General features: G+C 39.0%; 14 protein-coding genes, 1 tRNA gene and 1 other RNA gene. 8 read left to right on the top strand and 8 right to left on the bottom strand.

Annotated features, from left to right (window positions below; translation table 11 throughout):
• Positions 1–1572, top strand: coding sequence for a tRNA guanosine(15) transglycosylase TgtA (gene tgtA, locus QXS89_01845; protein ID MEM3830925.1), 1572 nt, complete (start codon positions 1–3; stop codon positions 1570–1572).
• Here tgtA and QXS89_01840 read toward each other — a convergent pair.
• The 3 genes from QXS89_01840 to QXS89_01830 form a co-directional block, all read right to left on the bottom strand.
• On the bottom strand, positions 1569–2153 hold the full coding sequence (locus QXS89_01840; GenBank protein ID MEM3830924.1) for a KH domain-containing protein: 585 nt from the start codon (positions 2151–2153) through the stop codon (positions 1569–1571). The genes tgtA and QXS89_01840 overlap by 4 nt on opposite strands.
• Before the next feature lie 112 nt (positions 2154–2265).
• Entirely contained in the window at positions 2266–3198 is a 933-nt protein-coding gene (locus QXS89_01835) for an NAD-dependent epimerase/dehydratase family protein (GenBank protein MEM3830923.1), read from the bottom strand.
• Between the two features lie 210 nt (positions 3199–3408).
• Entirely contained in the window at positions 3409–3642 is a 234-nt protein-coding gene (locus QXS89_01830) for a 30S ribosomal protein S28e (protein ID MEM3830922.1), read from the bottom strand.
• Between the two features lie 74 nt (positions 3643–3716).
• Between QXS89_01830 and QXS89_01825 the strand changes: the two genes are divergently transcribed.
• On the top strand, positions 3717–3917 hold the full coding sequence (locus QXS89_01825; protein ID MEM3830921.1) for a 50S ribosomal protein L24e: 201 nt from the start codon (positions 3717–3719) through the stop codon (positions 3915–3917).
• Between the two features lie 36 nt (positions 3918–3953).
• Positions 3954–4376: a nucleoside-diphosphate kinase gene (gene ndk / locus QXS89_01820; GenBank protein MEM3830920.1), complete on the top strand. Its 423-nt coding sequence runs from the start codon at positions 3954–3956 to the stop codon at positions 4374–4376.
• 38 nt (positions 4377–4414) lie between these two features.
• Here the strand turns inward: ndk and QXS89_01815 are convergent, their stop codons facing one another.
• Entirely contained in the window at positions 4415–4873 is a 459-nt protein-coding gene (locus QXS89_01815; protein MEM3830919.1) for a hypothetical protein, read from the bottom strand.
• A 319-nt stretch (positions 4874–5192) separates the two neighbouring features.
• Here QXS89_01815 and QXS89_01810 point away from each other — a divergent pair, with 319 nt between their 5' ends.
• Both QXS89_01810 and QXS89_01805 read left to right on the top strand, forming a co-directional pair.
• Complete coding sequence (locus tag QXS89_01810) at positions 5193–5801, top strand: winged helix-turn-helix domain-containing protein (protein MEM3830918.1); 609 nt, start codon at positions 5193–5195, stop codon at positions 5799–5801.
• A 21-nt stretch (positions 5802–5822) separates the two neighbouring features.
• On the top strand, positions 5823–7349 hold the full coding sequence (locus tag QXS89_01805; GenBank protein MEM3830917.1) for a lipopolysaccharide kinase InaA family protein: 1527 nt from the start codon (positions 5823–5825) through the stop codon (positions 7347–7349).
• Between the two features lie 46 nt (positions 7350–7395).
• Here the strand turns inward: QXS89_01805 and QXS89_01800 are convergent, their stop codons facing one another.
• Positions 7396–9348, bottom strand: a complete 1953-nt coding sequence (locus QXS89_01800; protein ID MEM3830916.1) for a 2-oxoacid:ferredoxin oxidoreductase subunit alpha — start codon at positions 9346–9348, stop codon at positions 7396–7398.
• A 102-nt stretch (positions 9349–9450) separates the two neighbouring features.
• Complete coding sequence (locus QXS89_01795; protein ID MEM3830915.1) at positions 9451–10344, bottom strand: rhomboid family intramembrane serine protease; 894 nt, start codon at positions 10342–10344, stop codon at positions 9451–9453.
• A 44-nt stretch (positions 10345–10388) separates the two neighbouring features.
• Here QXS89_01795 and ffs point away from each other — a divergent pair.
• An RNA gene (ffs, locus tag QXS89_01790) (signal recognition particle sRNA) lies at positions 10389–10698 on the top strand.
• 453 nt (positions 10699–11151) lie between these two features.
• Entirely contained in the window at positions 11152–12165 is a 1014-nt protein-coding gene (locus QXS89_01785; protein ID MEM3830914.1) for a hypothetical protein, read from the top strand.
• On the opposite strand, the gene QXS89_01780 is transcribed toward QXS89_01785, so the two are convergent.
• Positions 12155–13471 (bottom strand): SLC13 family permease, encoded by a 1317-nt coding sequence (locus QXS89_01780; protein MEM3830913.1) that lies wholly within the window; start codon positions 13469–13471, stop codon positions 12155–12157. The genes QXS89_01785 and QXS89_01780 overlap by 11 nt on opposite strands.
• A 314-nt stretch (positions 13472–13785) precedes the next feature.
• Positions 13786–13861: transfer RNA gene (locus QXS89_01775), tRNA-Gly, on the bottom strand.
• 364 nt (positions 13862–14225) lie between these two features.
• Here QXS89_01775 and QXS89_01770 point away from each other — a divergent pair.
• Positions 14226–16922 (top strand): S8 family serine peptidase, encoded by a 2697-nt coding sequence (locus QXS89_01770; protein ID MEM3830912.1) that lies wholly within the window; start codon positions 14226–14228, stop codon positions 16920–16922.
• Positions 16923–16938: the final 16 nt, after the last annotated feature.

Below are 16938 nucleotides of genomic sequence, written 5' to 3'. Positions count from 1 at the left end.
GTGGAATCTGTATTCGAGATAAAAGATAAAGATCTCTTAGGTAGGATAGGAGTTCTACATACTAGAAGCGGTAAGATTGAGACGCCTGCTTTTTTCCCCGTAATACACCCATATCGTCAGAAGTATAGTCTTAGTGCTAGAGATATTTCTGAAATAGGTTTCAGAACTCTTATAACCAATGCTTATCTCGTTAGAAAGTTTTATGGAGATAAAGCTATTGAAGAAGGTTTAAAGAAGATCCTAGGTTTCGAAGGAATTCTCATGACAGATTCAGGGGCTTATCAGATCTTACTCTACGGATCTGTGGATGTGAGTAATAGAGAGATTGTTGAATATCAAAATAAATTAGATCAGGATATAGCAGTTATACTTGATATACCGACAGATTCAGAAGCTTCTTATGATAAAGCTAGAGAGAGTGTTGAAGAGACTCTCAGAAGAGCTAGAGAAGTTCTCGACGTAGTCTCATCATCTGATAAACTCTGGGTTCTACCAATACAAGGAGGAGGATATACAGATCTTATCATGAGATCTGCTATAGAAAGTAGTGAGATCCCAGGATACTCTGTATACGGTATAGGAAGTCCTGTCACATATTTAGAGAACTATGACTATGAGAAAATATTCTCCGCCATTATAGTAGCCAAGAAATATCTGCACCCTGATAAACCCGTTCACCTATTTGGCGCAGGACATCCAATGCTGATACCTTTCATAGTAGCTCTAGGAATTGATCTATTTGATTCTGCAAGCTACATACTCTACGCTCGGGATAACAGGTATATGACCGAGTATGGGACAGAAAGACTTGAAGATCTGGAGGAGTTCCCATGTTCGTGTCCTGTATGCTCAAAATATTCTCCAAAAGATCTTATGGAAATGAACAAGGAAGAGAGAGTCAGACTTCTAGCATTACATAATCTCTATGTAATCAATAGAGAGATTAAGAGAGTAAAAACAGCTATTAGAGAAGGTAGATTATGGGAGCTTATTACCGAGAGATCCTTTTCACACCCTTCTTTGAGAAATCTCATGAAGATCTTTACCAGCGAGAGCAGGTTTATAGAGAGATACACACCTGTTTCTAAAGGACGGAGAGGGGTTTTAATATCAGATCCTCTCTCTATAGCGAGACCAACTATCATAAGAACTAGAATCAGAGGGCTTTCAACATCGATAGATATTATTAGAAGAATCAAATGCTATAAGATAATTCTTATTCCTAGAGATGAAAACAAAAAAGCATCGATAGAGCTTAGAGAGATCTCTGATGATTCGTGTGTAGTATATTATACGCCATTTCTAGGTGTGTATATATCAGATCTTATAGATACATATCCTTACTCTCAGTATGAGTTATCTCATCAAGCATCAAGCGATCCTTCTATTGTAAGAGAACTGGCTAAAGATATAGAGATGCTTATAGAGAGCCTAGCGAGATCAGGTGTGGCTAGAGATTTTACCGTCTATATCTCTAGAGATCATATGTGGAGTGTTGAGATCTCAAGGCTTCTAAGAGATTCTGATACTCTTAAAGTATTCAGAGAACTGATATCATTCAAAGAGATCTAAAATCTTCTCTTAATCCTAGACATGAGCCTTCTAAGATGCCTGTAAACGGTGGAATGTTCTCTACCTTCTATAATAAGCTGGATAGCTTCTTTTACAGCATTTGCAGATTCTACATCCCCTATTATAGCTATGGTGTTCTCATATACTGAGATACTACAACCACTGAGTTCTTCGAGATTCTTCTTAACTCTACCATCCTTACCTATGATTCTTCCTTTAATTCTTTTCAAATGATTCTCTGGAAGTCTCAATTGATCTTTCAGATCTATTATCAGAAGGATCTGATCCTCTTCTAGAACTCTTTCCGCATCTTTCGGATCAAATCCGAAGCCTACTGCATCTATATAGTCTTTAGCTTTCAGAAGATTATAGACGGGAGTATCAGCTTGGACAGGTTCTACATATATAGATCCTAAAGATCTATCTATGCTAATCCTGACTCTAAGCCTCTCCTCCAGCATCTTAATATTACCTCCATCTCTACCTATGAGAATTTGAATCCTCTCTACAGGGATCTTAGTAAAGATCTTGGTGACACCAGGGAGAAGCCTGCCTTCACTCCTCGAATCTGCTGAACCCAATCTCTTAACACCACTATAGTCCTGGTAATCCCTTATTTTTATTCAATTAAAATCTTAAATGGATGATGAGCTCGGGAGGTATGAGAAGTGATTGAGGTCTTGAGTTCTGACGTTATCTCTCGACCTCGTTTCTCCTCATCTTTATGAGTTCTTCCAAACCTTTTTCTAGCGAGATTTCTGGTGTGAAACCTAGAATCTTCTTAAGCTTATCAATGCTAGCGATACTAACTCTTATATCACCAGGTCTCGGCTCAGCATATTGAGGGTATAAAGCTCCTTCTTTTCCCGCTAACCTTATTATCAATCTAGCTAGGTCTCCTATAGAGACGCCTACACCGCTACCCACATTGAAAATTCCTGATACATCCGGTCTCTCGAGAATTAGCTCTATAACTCTTGCCACATCTCTCACATGTATAAAATCTCTCATATTCATACCGTCTCCAAATATTATAGGAGGCTGATCTCTTAATACTCTATCTATAAATATACTAATTACACCTGCATACGATCTACTCTGTCCAGGACCATATACATTAAACAATCTCAGGATCGAGTATCTAAAGCCTTTACAAAGAGATCCTATGATCAGAGCTTCCTCACCGAGAAGCTTACTTAATCCATATGGCGAGATAGGTTTTTTAGGAGAATCTTCTCTCAAAGGGATTTCCGAAGAATCTCCATAGACAGATGCGGAACTTAGATACACAATCATTTGTCTTCTATCGAGAGCTTCTGAAAGTCTATAGGTGGAGAGGTAGTTATTCTCCATATAAATCCACGGGTTTTCTATTGATTCTTTCACATCTATGTATGCGGCAGCATGGATTATAACATCATACTTGTTCACAATCTCTCTAAGTCTAGAGCTAGCTCTCAGATCCTCTACATATATCATGACATTATTTTCCTTCAAAAGCTTGAAAATCTCCGGCGATGCTCTCTCAAGACTATCCAGAGCATCAACTTCATACCCTCTCCTCCTAAGATATAGAAGCACGTTTCCACCAATGAAACCCGCACCTCCTGTGACAAGGATCTTCATAAGCTCTCTATAAGCAGTTTACTATGTAAACTTATAATATAGTAGGAAGGTGGAGAAAACATCTCAGATCTTTTCAAAATTCTTAGGCCCACCCTATAGATTTGCTTGATCTATGTATTTAACCTCTTTAACGTTGAATACTTATATCCTTAAAGAGAAGAATCTCATGATAACTCTAGGTGGAGTTCTTATCCGCAGGGATTAAACGCATTATCTACTTGCCGTAAGTTTTCTCGCTTCTCTCTCTGTTTCTCTTAGTATCACTATATCTCCTATTCTTACGGGGCCTTTTACGTTTCTTGTTATGATCCTTCCCTTATCTCTTCCTTCTAAAACTCTTACTCTGACCTGAGTGATCTCTCCTGAAACACCTGTTCTACCTATGATCTGTATAACTTCTGCTGGGAACCCTATCTCTTCAACTATGTTGAATTCTTTGCTCATTTCTTCCTCCTGAGTAGATTATTCAAGGATGAAGGCTTATAAGTTTCTATAGAGAGCTGTAGATGGGTTTCCCAATGGTTATAGTGAGAAGATGCGATTACTGTGGGTACGAGATAACACCTGGCAAAGGTATAATGTATGTGACTACTAAGGGAGATATAATGTGGTTTTGCTCTTCTAAATGTGTTAAAAACTATAGACTAGGTAGAGATCCTAGGAGGATTCCATGGACTAAAAGATATATGAAAGGTGTTGTGAGCAGGAAGAGTGAGTAGTGGGTAGGCCTTATAGAAGTATAATAGGGTGGTTTAATGCCTGTTGAGAGAACTTTTGTAATGATAAAACCCGATGGTTATTCTAGAGGTCTTGTTGGAGAGATTATATCGAGAATAGAGCGTAAAGGTCTTAAGATAGTAGGGTTAAAGCTGATCAGAATGTCAGAGGATCAAGCTAGAAAGCTTTATGCTGTACACAGAGAAAAACCTTTCTACAATGACCTGGTGAGGTTTGTTACAAGCGCTCCGGTAGTTGTAATGGTTGTTAAGGGAGAGTCGGCTGTTGAGGTTCTGAGAACGATGATAGGTCCTACAGATGGTAGAAAAGCTCCTCCAGGCACTATAAGAGGAGACTTCTCTCTATCGATTCAGGAGAACGTGATCCACGCATCAGATTCTAGAGAGAATGCAGAGTACGAGCTCTCCATATTCTTCTCTGAAGATGAACTAGTTGAATAATCATTAAATCTGGATTTAACTTGAAAGGCTTCAGGTCTTCAGGTGGTAGGATAGTTTTCTCTCTTTAGATCTATGGTTTTTGACTTGAGTAAGATAGTTAAGGTTCTATACACAAACCCTTTCAAACCACTGCAAGGCAATACTGCTGAGCAGTTCTCGGGCTTGAGATCTGCAAATACATTATTGCCTCTCTTAAATAATCCTATGATCATCTCTCTGAGTAGAGGTAGTATCATGGATCTCCCTCCATATATCTTTCTATTTCTTGGCGAGTAGAACCATGGCATGAGGATGTATTCACTAGGACCTACTATTCTTCTAATCCACTCACTATCCTCTGTATACATTCCTCTAACACTGATCCTTCCTCTACTAAGTAGTGAAATGATCTTGGCATAAGTGTAGCATATCTTACAATAATTGTCGTAGAAGAGTGTAGGAGAAGAAAATCTTATACTAGGATCCTTATCTCTGTATTTCACTTCTCTAGAATCCAACGGATTCCACCAAACCTCCTACATCTAAGTATTACCTCAGCTAGAGTGCTTATAAAAAGCTATAATGTCTATGGCAGAGATATTTAACATAGGGGTCGGGTTCTATAGTGATCATACTCATATCATATCATTCTCTAGCTCTATGAAGTTCTGAACATCTTTCACTAATATTCGTGCTACTGATCTTCACATGCTCATGAGGGTAGATTCTTATGAAAAACAGGAAAATATGAGAATGTTGTTCTAATGTTTTAATTCTTTGAAGTAATAATTATTGGGATAGGAGTGTTTCGTTTTGATTAAGAGTAGGGTTAGACTAATGAAAGAGGAAAATGAAGATATAGAGATGTCTCTAACAAGAAAGCTTATCGAGGAAGAGCTTAAGTTTAAGAAGATCATGCTAATCTCTGAAGAGAGTTTCATGGCTTCCATAACTAATCCTATCAGAGTAGAGATACTCAAGCTACTAGTTCAAAAACCTTTGAAAGTATCAGAGATAGCAAAAATTTTAAGAGTTAGCAGACCTCTGATCTATAAGCATCTCGCGTATCTTGAAGAAAGTGGCTGGGTAGAGAAGCATGAAAAATACTATATGATCTCTTCAGAGTTGTTTCTCGTGTATAGAGCGTCGCAAGCACCTTCTGGAAGCGGTGTATATATAGAGATCTTGAGCGATAAGGCTGCTTTCATAGATCATAGGAGAGGTTTAATAGTGATCATAGGAGATAGAGGTTTAAAAGAGATCTGCGGTGGTTGTGTGCTTATGGAAATATGTAATAGAAAGATCTATGTACTGGCTAAGAGATATAAAATAGATCTAGGGTTGGACGGAGTGCCTGTAGAGAAAATTATCGAATTCGTGAACAAGTACATCTCAAGTCACGCCGTGAAATATCTCTCAAAGAGTTATATAGTAATTAGAAGATAGAGAAAAAGGTAGATCTATGTAATGGATCTCATAATAAGAATTTTAAGCAGTCCTACAGCAGGGCTGAAGTCTAATGTTACATCGGATAATCTCGTGGAAGTTCATATAAGTAGGGCAATACTCGAGCTAGACTGCTTATATAATATATTCTCTTTCTCTATATGTGCTCCGTATGTGTTTTACTCGAGGAAGGAGGATTTAGATCCATCTTTAGTAGAGAGATCTATAAGAATGAATATAATACCGTCTCTAGTAGATGATCTCTATAATCTCATAAGAGTCATCGATCTTCTAAAGATAAATTATAAATATGTACTCTACAAAAGATTTCACGAACTTGCTAGAATATTTAAAGATGTGAAAATATATCAGGCTATAGCCTACAGATATCTTTATTCAAAGGATGACAGAAGTTCTGAAATAGATTCTATTGTTAAGAAGATCCTCGATCTCGATAATGAGATCTATATCGATAGCAATATTATAAGGAATCTCATTAGAAATCGAGGAGGCCTCCTAGGAGAAGGAGTTGTGAGATTCAGATCTGAGATAGGAAGGATCTCAGAAGGTCTTAGCATTATTAAAGCACTTCTAGATCAGAGTATCAATCCCTATCTGAAGATATTCAGAAGAATAGATCTGGATTTAGATCAAGATATAACAACCAGGTTGCCTCCTCCTGAGAGACTTATAACACTACCTGAAGGAGTTATTGTGAGAGGTTTAAAAGCTACTGGCAGAATCATAAAGAGAAACTCTGAGAAGATCTCAGCATCAAAAAACTTCCTAGAGAAGCTTTCTTCGGCGAGAGTAAGAGAGGTTGAAGGCCTTAAGGTTGTTGAGAAGAGATTTCTCGATGTGTCTTCTGTTAAGTGGTTCTTCACATCTCCTGTTCTAGAGATATTGAAAAGATATGGGATCTCGATGACCACAGATCCTTTGAATAGATTGTGGAATGATTATATATACTCTATAAGGCTTAGAAAGCTAGGTTTAAATACTCCTAGAATACTTTATGTGGATCCATGGGGTTATAAAATGATCAGAGAATACGTTGATGCAAGAGATGTCCTTACCAGCATTATAAAGGAATCTGATCAGAACATTATAGAGAGTATATGCAGAGATCTAGGAAGAGTTTTAGCCTTGATTCATAGAAATGGAATATGTCTTAGTGATTCCAATCCTAGAAATTTTCTCGTAGAGAGGTCTTCTAACAAGATATATGTAATAGATCTGGAACAGACCTCAGAATGTAGCAATATCAATAATATGTCATGGGATCTTTCTATGATGATCTATTTCTCATACCTAATATCATCTCAGAAGCATCATATCAAGATTTCTCCATGCGTGAGAAATCTTATAGAAGGTTATGCGAGATCATACGAGGATCGAGAGCGTTTAGAGAGTGTTCTGAGAAATCTTGACAACCCATTATATCTAACCATATTCATCACAGCATCTTCTCTAATATTCTCGCCGATCTCTACAGCAGCTATTTACAAGGCTTATAGTGTTCTAAAAGAAGTTAAAAATATAATTTAAAGGTTTAAAAGAGATATTCTCTAAAATACAGCCATATTCTATACTGCTACTTACCATCTTTCAAGTATAATACTCTTTCACGAGTTTTGATAAAGGTTTTGACAGCGTTAACAACCTCACTCTCTGTAACAGGTCTTCCAGTCCACTTGAGTGCGAGATGAGGTATTTCGAAGCCTGTCTCCATTCTAATAACCTTAGCAGCCTGACCTAGATAGTTGTTTTCTACACCTATGACAACACTACTTGAGCTCAGGATCTTTTTCACCAGATTTCTTGGGAATGGTGTGAAGACTTTAATCTGTAGGAAGCTTACATCAATTCCTTCTCCTCTAAGAGTTTCCACAGCGTCTAAGGCAGCTCCTTTAACACTCCCCCAACCCACTATAAGTATATCGGATCCTTCTCTGCCGTAGAGTATTGCTCTTTCTTCTTCAGGAATCTCTTTATCTGCTGTCTCGAGTTTCTTCATTCTCTTCATATACATCCTATGCCTAAGCTCAGGATCTTCTGTTATATGTCCTTTCTCATCATGTTCGTCTCCTGTATACCACATAACAGTCTCAGGAGATCCTATGAAAGCTCTTGGTGATATACCGTCTTCTGTGAATTCAAATCTATTATAATCCCACCCTCCTTTATCAAGGATCTTTCCTCTTTCGATCTTGATCTCATCTGGTCTAGGGATTCTAATCAAGGACCAGGAGTTAGCGAGATTCTTATCAACGAGATGGATCACGGGCATCTGATACTTCTCAGCCCAGTTAAGAGCTTTAACAGCATCATACACCAGCTCTTCATGATCTCCTGATGCTATTACTATGCGTGGAAATTCTCCATGACCTGTGAAGAGCGAGAACAAAAGATCTGATTGACTATCTCTAGTAGGAAGACCTGTGCTAGGACCTCCTCTCATGTAATGGGTTACAACGACAGGAACTTCATTCATGCCTGAGAAGCTTAATCCTTCAGCCATTAGAGAGAATCCAGGTCCGCTGGTTGATGTAGCTACTCTAGCTCCCGTTAATGCAGCACCTACAGCTGCATTTATCGCGGCAAGTTCATCTTCTGTCTGGAGAACCACGATTCCAGCACCTTTAAGAAGCTCGGCTTCTTCACCTAAGCTAGGATCTGGTTCTATGAGCTCGTATCCCTCTAAGAAGAATGACTCATCTGCGGCAGGTGTTATTGGATAGTAGATTTGCATAGTAAGACCTCCTAGGATCTTTCCTATACCCACTGCTTCGTTACCATTAACTAAAGCCATTTTCTCTCTTCTATTACTCGGAACACCTAAAACTTTATCGTATTTAGGTAGATTATTTTTAAAGTATTCATAAACTATCTTGGCGACAAGCTCGTTCTGTTGAATTACTTGAGGTCTTCTAACTCCAAAGTATGATTCGAGAGCTTTTCTGAAAAACTCGTGTGGCAGTCCTATCAGGGATGCTACTGATGCGAGAACCACGGTATTTAGAAATCTCTGAACTACTGCGAGAGAATGAGCTCCAAGTTTTTCAGCAGCTTCTTTAAGGATCTCTTGATAGGGAACTGGGTAGGGTCTGGCATTGTAATGGTCTATAGAATATCTTATAGCTCCTCCTACAGTGCTTGGATACCCCTTATCTTCTAGAATTCTTGCTACTCTCTCTCTAATACTCTCCTCCATCATAGGCAGGGAATCTAGTTTAACGCTTTCGAAAGAAGGATCATATATGAGAGCTCCTCCTCTTACTATATCATCGAAATGCGTTGCTACACTTTCAGCATCCATTGCGGCTACCACATCAACCTTACTTCTAACAGATCTCACAGGCCTTGATCTGGCTCTTACATGGAAATAACTATGTCTACCTGTTATGTTAGAGTAGTACTCTCTCTTACCATAAACGTAATAACCATACTCGCCTAATGCTCTGATAAAGATCTGAGCCGCTGTCTCGACACCACCACCTTGAGGACCTCCTAATATTACCTCTATCTCTTCCACAGAATCTGCCAATTCGATAGACCTCTTAATATGCTAGTCACTAGAATATAAGCTATAGCTGTGATATAAGCCTTTACAAATTACTAGAAGAAACCTTAATAAATATCTCATCTCCTAGCAATCAAGATCGATCTCTCGATCCTTGAATAATACTATGTAGAGAGCGGAGAGTGTTAGAAGAAGCGATAGAAATGTTGTAGATATATACTCTAGAGGAAGGTATGATAAGATTTTCTCTATAAACTGATACTCTCTATAAATGCTTAAAGGTATGTATACCAGTAGAGATAATAAGAGAAGTAGAGATATAACCTTAGAAAGCGTGGGAAGACCAGAACATCCTCCTGCCAGACCGTAGAAGATATATTCTCTAAACGTTCTAGCCGCTTGACGAGCTAGAAGATATGAGAGTGAGATACCCGAGAGAAAACCTCCTACATGAGCAAAGAAAGCGATAGGCCCTCCTCCTATGAATCCTAGTATCACTTGGATCCCAAGCCATATAACTAGAAACATCGAAGCACTAAAGGATCCGCAGATAGGAATTGGTATGAAAAAACACACTGTCACAGCGGTTTTAGGTCTCATCATCATGAAAGCACCTAATACACCGCTAATAGCTCCTGAAGCTCCTACAGCATATGAGAAAAGATCTGATGGATTATAAAATGATAGAGCAGCATAGTATAATGCAGCAGAAAATCCTGATAGAATGTATAAAATTAGAAATCTTAAACCTCCTATATCACTTTCGATCTCTCTACCAAAGTAATACAAGGCAAACATATTGAAGAACAAATGAAAGATAGTAGCATGAAGAAACATTGATGTAAAGATCCTTATAAAACCCTCTAAAGAATTAAGCAAGATAGGCTGAAACCCATATCTCTCGATAATAACAGGATCTATGTAGAGGAAGAAGCTTCCATAAGAGAACACCAGATACAAAACTACATTAGATAAAATCATGTATATTGTGACTCTACCAGAAGACCTGCGGAGATCCATAGTACTCTACAAGGTTATTAGTTTCATAACATAAAAACATAGAGTGGCGGGTAGGGCCCGGGGGCTCGCCCACCCCCCTCAGCCCGAAAGGGCGTATGCGGGGGCCAGTAACCATCTGATACGTGTACATAGCATGAGAAGTCCCAAGCCCGGTAATGAACACCGCCCCATGGGGTCGGCGGTGGCGGAGGTCCTCTCGGAGGAGAGGATCCTACCGCCTCTACACGGGGAACCTGGCCAGGGCCGGAAGGCAGCAACCTAACCCGTGACGCCCGACGTTCATGGGATAACGGTGGGAGCTGAGGGTTTGGGGGTGCTTCTCATGCTATGTACACGTATCAGATGGAGCCGCCTGAGTCTGATCTTTTTCCAACCTTAATAGTTCTGATCCGATATTTCAGATGCTATCCTCTTAGTTTAATAATTCAAAGATCACTATTATTATGCTACTAGAGAGTTTTGCTCTCTTATAGTTGCCAGGAGTATTATTATGGATAATTCTGGAATCTTAAGGGAATTCTATTCAAATGATCTTAATTGAGGTGATTTACTGATCTTATTTCTTATCTTAAGGATCATGTTTCTTGTTTTAATACTTATAAAGGTTCTATGGCTTTTTTCATTGATGAGCGTAGAGTTGATTAAGGTTTTAAGGATTAGATCTCATGATCCGGACGCTGCTATGCACGAGGTGTGAGCATGTGCTCGGATCTAGCATGAGATCGAATCTTCTTAGAATAGAGAGTGTAATTATAAGATTCTCTTTTTCAAAGATCGAGTTCTCAGCCGTAGAGAAGAGGTGGTAGAATGACTTCAGGAAGAGAACTTCTTAAGAAAGATGTATGCGTTATAGCTGATTGGGATGCTGATGGTGCTGTTTCTTCTGCTGTCATACTCTATGCGCAGAAGTATGAGGGTGTTTATCCTCTAAAGAAGAGAACTGAAATAGATTTCTATCCTTCAGAGCCTTTCGGAGGATTCAAGGTTCTTGAGAGGATCCCTTGTTATGAAGCTGTGATCCTTCTAGATCTTCCATTTATAATTAGTGGAAGAACTTTTATTGAGAATTACAAGAGAAGATGTTCTGATTCAAGAATTATATTTATAGATCATCATCTTTCATCTCACAAGTCTCTGGAGATGCTTCCAAGATATTTCGATGAATCTCTTATAGGCTACTCTCCTACTTCAAAGATCTCATACGATAAGATATTATCGGAAGGAGCTAGAGCCAACGAAAGACTTGATAGATTTGTTAAAACCGTTTTTTACATGGATCAAGGGCTTAAAGTACCTGAGGATCTGAGAGGTGTTATGAAGCTACTTGCAGGAATATCAAAGTATATGGCTTTTAGAAGAGATGAAAACACGTGGATCAAGGTTGTTGAGTGGATGGCCCCTAGAATTGTTATGTCATCCCTAGACTCAGAGATTTTAACTAGAATTCTGAAAGTCGCTGAAGAGCTTGATAGAAACATGAGATCTCAGGCAATGGAGATAGCAGTTTCAACTCAGCGACTTGGTTTGTTCAGATATATAGATGCAAGAAGAAAGTGGAAGAGAAAAGGAGCTTCTTCTCTCGCATCAAATCTATACAGGATCTTCAGAGCACCTGTAGCACTTCTAGTCAGAGATCCTCATGATGATAAAGTGCTTCTACTTGTAGTAAAGTATCCTGGAAAGGCTTATAGAGTGGCTGAGGAGTTTGAGAAGCGAAAACTAATTGAAAGTATAGGAGGACATCCTTCTCTAGCAATAGTTAGATTTAAAAAGGATTATCTAGATCAGATCTTGGATCTTCTGAGAAGAATCAGGGTGTGAGCAAGAGAAATAGGTTATAAATAACTAGATTAATAACCGTTATGAGAACTCCTACTTTCATGAATTCAATTGCTGAAATGCTTATCTTATACCTAGACTCTAGAGCCTCTAGAACTATTATGTTAGATGCAGCACCTAGAAGAGTTAGATTTCCTGCTACTGTAGAGCTCATCGCTAGAGAGATCCATTCTCTGACGCTCAGACCCTCATGAATCTCCGATACATAGTTTAGAAATAATTTCACATAAGGAACATTGCTCGTAAATTGACTCAGGATCAATGATGTAAATTCTATTTCTACTATTCTTCTAAGAGGATCTTGAGTATCTAAAGGTGCTAGAAACTGTAAGAGTGTCTGAACAACTCCCGACCTCCATATTCCTTGCATTGTTATGAACATTGTCATAAAGAATATCACAGTACCCCAGTCCATGGTTCTTAGAACTTCTCTGGGTTTATCGAGTATAAGGAATGCTCCTGCGGCTATTACAAAAGGTATGAAGCCTATATACCTTATGTGAGGTCCTCCGAGTATTTCTGCTACGTCGTTCACCACAAGGATTATTACTACCGATGCGAGGGCTGTACCTCCTATCAAAGCCTCTCTTCTATTCCTTATATACTCTTGAGGTACAAGACCTATAGAGATTCTTCTATTCCTGATCTTATAGAGTTTCACTATTATATACGTTGATAGTATCAGGTTCAGTATCGTGGGTATGAGCAGATATCTTATGAAATCTATGAAAGGAGTCTCAAGACCTGATCTTGTTGCTATCAGCATATTCTGAGGATTACCAATAGTGGTTGCAACCGATCCTATTGTTATAGAGTACATGAGAAGAAGACTTAAAACTTTTGGATCCACACCTAGAGCTCTAGACATAGTATAAACTATCGGAACTCCTATGACAGCCATAGTATCATTGACAGCGATAGATGCCGCTATTCCTAGGGATAGCGAGAAAAGTATGAGAGCCGAGTAAACATCTCTTGAGAACGATATAATTCTCCAAGTCATATAATCTAGAAGACCTGAACTCTCAGCTATCGCAGCAATAGCAAACATTCCTATGAGAAAAAGCACCACCTCCAGATCTATGGAACTTGCAACCTCATCTATGGGTAGAAGACCTGATACGACAACCACAAAAGATGCAAATGCCATGTAAGACCAGGTAGGAGATCGTGGATTTCTAGCTCTTATAATTAAAGATATAAATATGAACAGGAGGACACCTATAGATATTATATAGTCAATTACTCTATCTATAGATCCATTGCTAAATATCTCACCAAGAGTCATATCTGCTATCCCAAGCCGATGATTAATTGTAGGAATTCTCACACTTAAAAATCATAGAGATACTATCATGAAGAGTGAATACTAGGAGTATTACCACCCTATCTTGATCATACGATCTTCAGATCTTTTATTTGAGATCTTAGGTATTTATACTCTCCCATACTACTCAAAGATCTTAGATCTAGATCTCTAAAGACGTAGAACTTCTCCTCCGCTTGTAAGCAAGCTGAATAATCTTTCATTTGAAATAAGTAGCGTGATGTACCATTTCTTCTACAATTAGATCTTTCTCTTAGAATTCTGCAGTATTAAGATGCGGCGGCCGGGATTTGAACCCGGGATCGCCGGCTTGGAAGGCCGGCGTCCTAGACCAGGCTAGACGACCGCCGCAGCCTATTTTATTTTTATGATGAAGTTTTATAAGGATTATCTTCATCATAATTTTCCTAAGGTTTTCTCCGGATCTTCATTTTTGTTTAGCAGGGTTCGTAAGTGTTTCTCAGTCTACATAAGGTGTGGAAGAACTATTTTTCTATGAAAGATGTTTTGTGGATTCTATGTATGAGTTGTCTAATCCTAATTCTCTTCTATATATTCTGTTGTCTGAAGATGCGAGTATGTTTATGAAGAGTTGGAAAATACATTGATAGCATAGCTTTATATTGTTTATAGTATATCTATTGAGGTGTGCATATTGAGAGGTGTTGTACCCGCTCTCTTTATCGTTTTATTTCTCATCTCCTTAGGAGGTTATATGGTGAGAGCCTCATCTCAGGGATCTGACGATCTAGGCGTGTACATATCTTCTCTTGCTACGCTTAGACTAGCTAGATTCGAGAATAACATGATAAGATCTATCATAGCTCCTGTTAATATAACTTCTCAGAATGCTGAGAGAATTCTTCAGAGTCTTGGTATTAAGATCGTTGATAAACTTGATCTGGTGGAAGGTTTTGTAGCCTACTTGAGTATTAGTGATATTAGGAGAATTGAAACTCTCTACAAGGGATCTTTAGAGATATATCCTGATATAGAAGTTAAACTTCTAAGAGATTCCTTATTCGATCCTGTTACAGAGTCCAAGGGATTAGATACAATCAGTGTAAGCCAGACTAACATAGAATATCCCTATGCTCCTAACGCAAGCAGGTATCTGGTTCAAGCCCCTGAAATGTGGGCTGAGGGATTTACAGGTAGGGGTGTTAGAATCGCTGTAATAGACACGGGAATCCAGTCAAGACATCCATGGCTTGTAAGACCCGATAACACCAGTGTTGTGGCATGGCATTATGATGTCACTAATGACACTATGGAGTACTGCAGCTTTCATGGAACACATGTTGCAGGTATTATAGCTGCTCAGTATAACTCTCTTCAGGTTGCAGGTATTGGAGCGAACTATACTTATCCTGGTATAGCACCTGATTCTACTATATACGATATAAAGGTGTTTAACAGCTCCTATGATTACTGCGAATCAACTTTAAGCAGCTGGATCATAAAAGGTATTCAAGCAGCACTTGTAGGACCTGATGGTAAGCCTGGCACGGGAGATGAAGCTGATATAATAAGCATGAGTATAGGAGGGTTAGTTCCTCCATATATACTTCCACTACTTTCAACACATCCCCTCATAAGAGCATTGTCACAGGCTGTATCAGCAGGTAAGCTTGTTGTGATTGCGGCAGGTAATAGCGGTCCTGGGGGGTATACGATCAACTTTATGTGTGCGGCTCAAGGTGTTATATGTGTTGCCGCGGCAGCAGATCAGTGGAGCACTTCTCTTGACACTTTATTCACGGCATTCTTCAGTTCTAGAGGACCTCTTGCATGGTATTCACAACCTCTAATGGTCTCCGCACCTGGGGTCTTCATAATATCATCTATACCTACAGACTATAGACCACCATACATAGCAGCAGCAGCTAGTGGAACCTCGATGGCTACACCACATGTCTCAGGAGTTCTAGCTCTGCTCAAGCAAGCTATGCCGACTGCCTCTAGCGGAGAACTTATTATGAGGTTAGCGAACTCGGCCTATCTTTATAAGAATACTGGTGTTTTTCTCTCGGATAGATCTCCATGGAACCGCTTTGTATCTGGAAACACTAGTATTCTAGCAATAGGAGATCCTTATAAAGAGCCTAATCCCTTTGTAGAGGGGTTTGGACTTGTAAGAGCTTATGATTCTCTCAGAACTAATCTGGTTGCATTCTATCCAGGAGGAGATCTAATGAGATCTCTGGTGATAGAACCCGGTTCTAATACTAGTGCTTCTATCTATATTAGAAATCTCGGTAGTAGGAGTCTGAGTGTTAGTGTTAGTATCGTAGGTTTTGAGAGTTATGCTTCAACTTCTAGCATTAGAAGCTATGTATCGGTATCTCAACCTTCTCTGGTACTATCACAAGGATCATCGGGAGAAGTAAGGATCACTATATCAATACCTGAAGGAGTTCTACCAGGAGTATACCCAGGTTATATAGTTGCTGAGGGGAGAACCCCCTCTGGTGAGACTTACACTGCTAAGGTTGTTTTAGTAGTTGTAGTACCTCTAAAGATAGATGCAACATTCGTTGAATCATCTCCATCCAGTATTGCAGGTCTTTCAGCCGAATCTGCATACTACTTCGGACCGCCATCACCTGAGTGGATCATGATACCTCTTGAAGTGGTAAAAGCCTCTCCAGATCCTATTCTAATAAGATTCTCATCATCTGATTCTCTTGTCAATCTATACATAGAGGAAGGAGTTCTCGTATCGCCTCAGAAAAGATTTGACAACATACTTCAGGGGAATCTGGTTTTGAATTCTGAAGGGATCTACTATATGTTCATAGGCTGGGTTACAGGAGCTTACGACATAGGAACGCTAGATATCTACATGAGAAGCACCACGAGTAGTAGAGAGTATCTGTCTACGATAATTCAGCCTATGATAAGATCTCTAATACAATCTATGGTTAGTCCTAACATCAGTACTCTTATAGCCAGATTAAACTCTCTAGAAGAGAATCTAAGCATAATAGCATCATATACCGAGACTAGCTACAGAGAACTTCAAGGGATCATAGGAAATATGAATAGATCTATAATTGAACTTTATAATTCTCTAAACTCTCATAGTGTGAAGCTACAGGAGATAGATGCAACACTATCCAGTCTTAATAAAACAGTATCAGATCTGAATCTTAGCATGCTCATGAGCGTAGCAGAATTGAGAACATTCGCAAATACACTGCAAAACGATCTGAAAAGTATGAGTAGCAGAGTGTCCAATCTAGAATTAGGATACAGTAGTCTAAGCCAGAGTCTGAATACAAGTATAGCAGATATTGAATCAAGAGTAGACAGAACGAGCATGACAGCACTAGCAAGTCTTATAATAGCGTTAGCAGGAGTAGTCTTAGGAGTAGTAGTGCTGGTCATAGTATTTAGAAGAAAGACTTGAGATACTACTTATCTAC

It is taken from the genome of Sulfolobales archaeon, from assembly GCA_038881635.1.
GTDB lineage: Archaea > Thermoproteota > Thermoprotei_A > Sulfolobales > AG1 > WYEN01.
The sequence above is the reverse complement of the archived record's forward strand: the minus strand, read 5'-3'. Positions and strand labels throughout refer to the sequence as shown.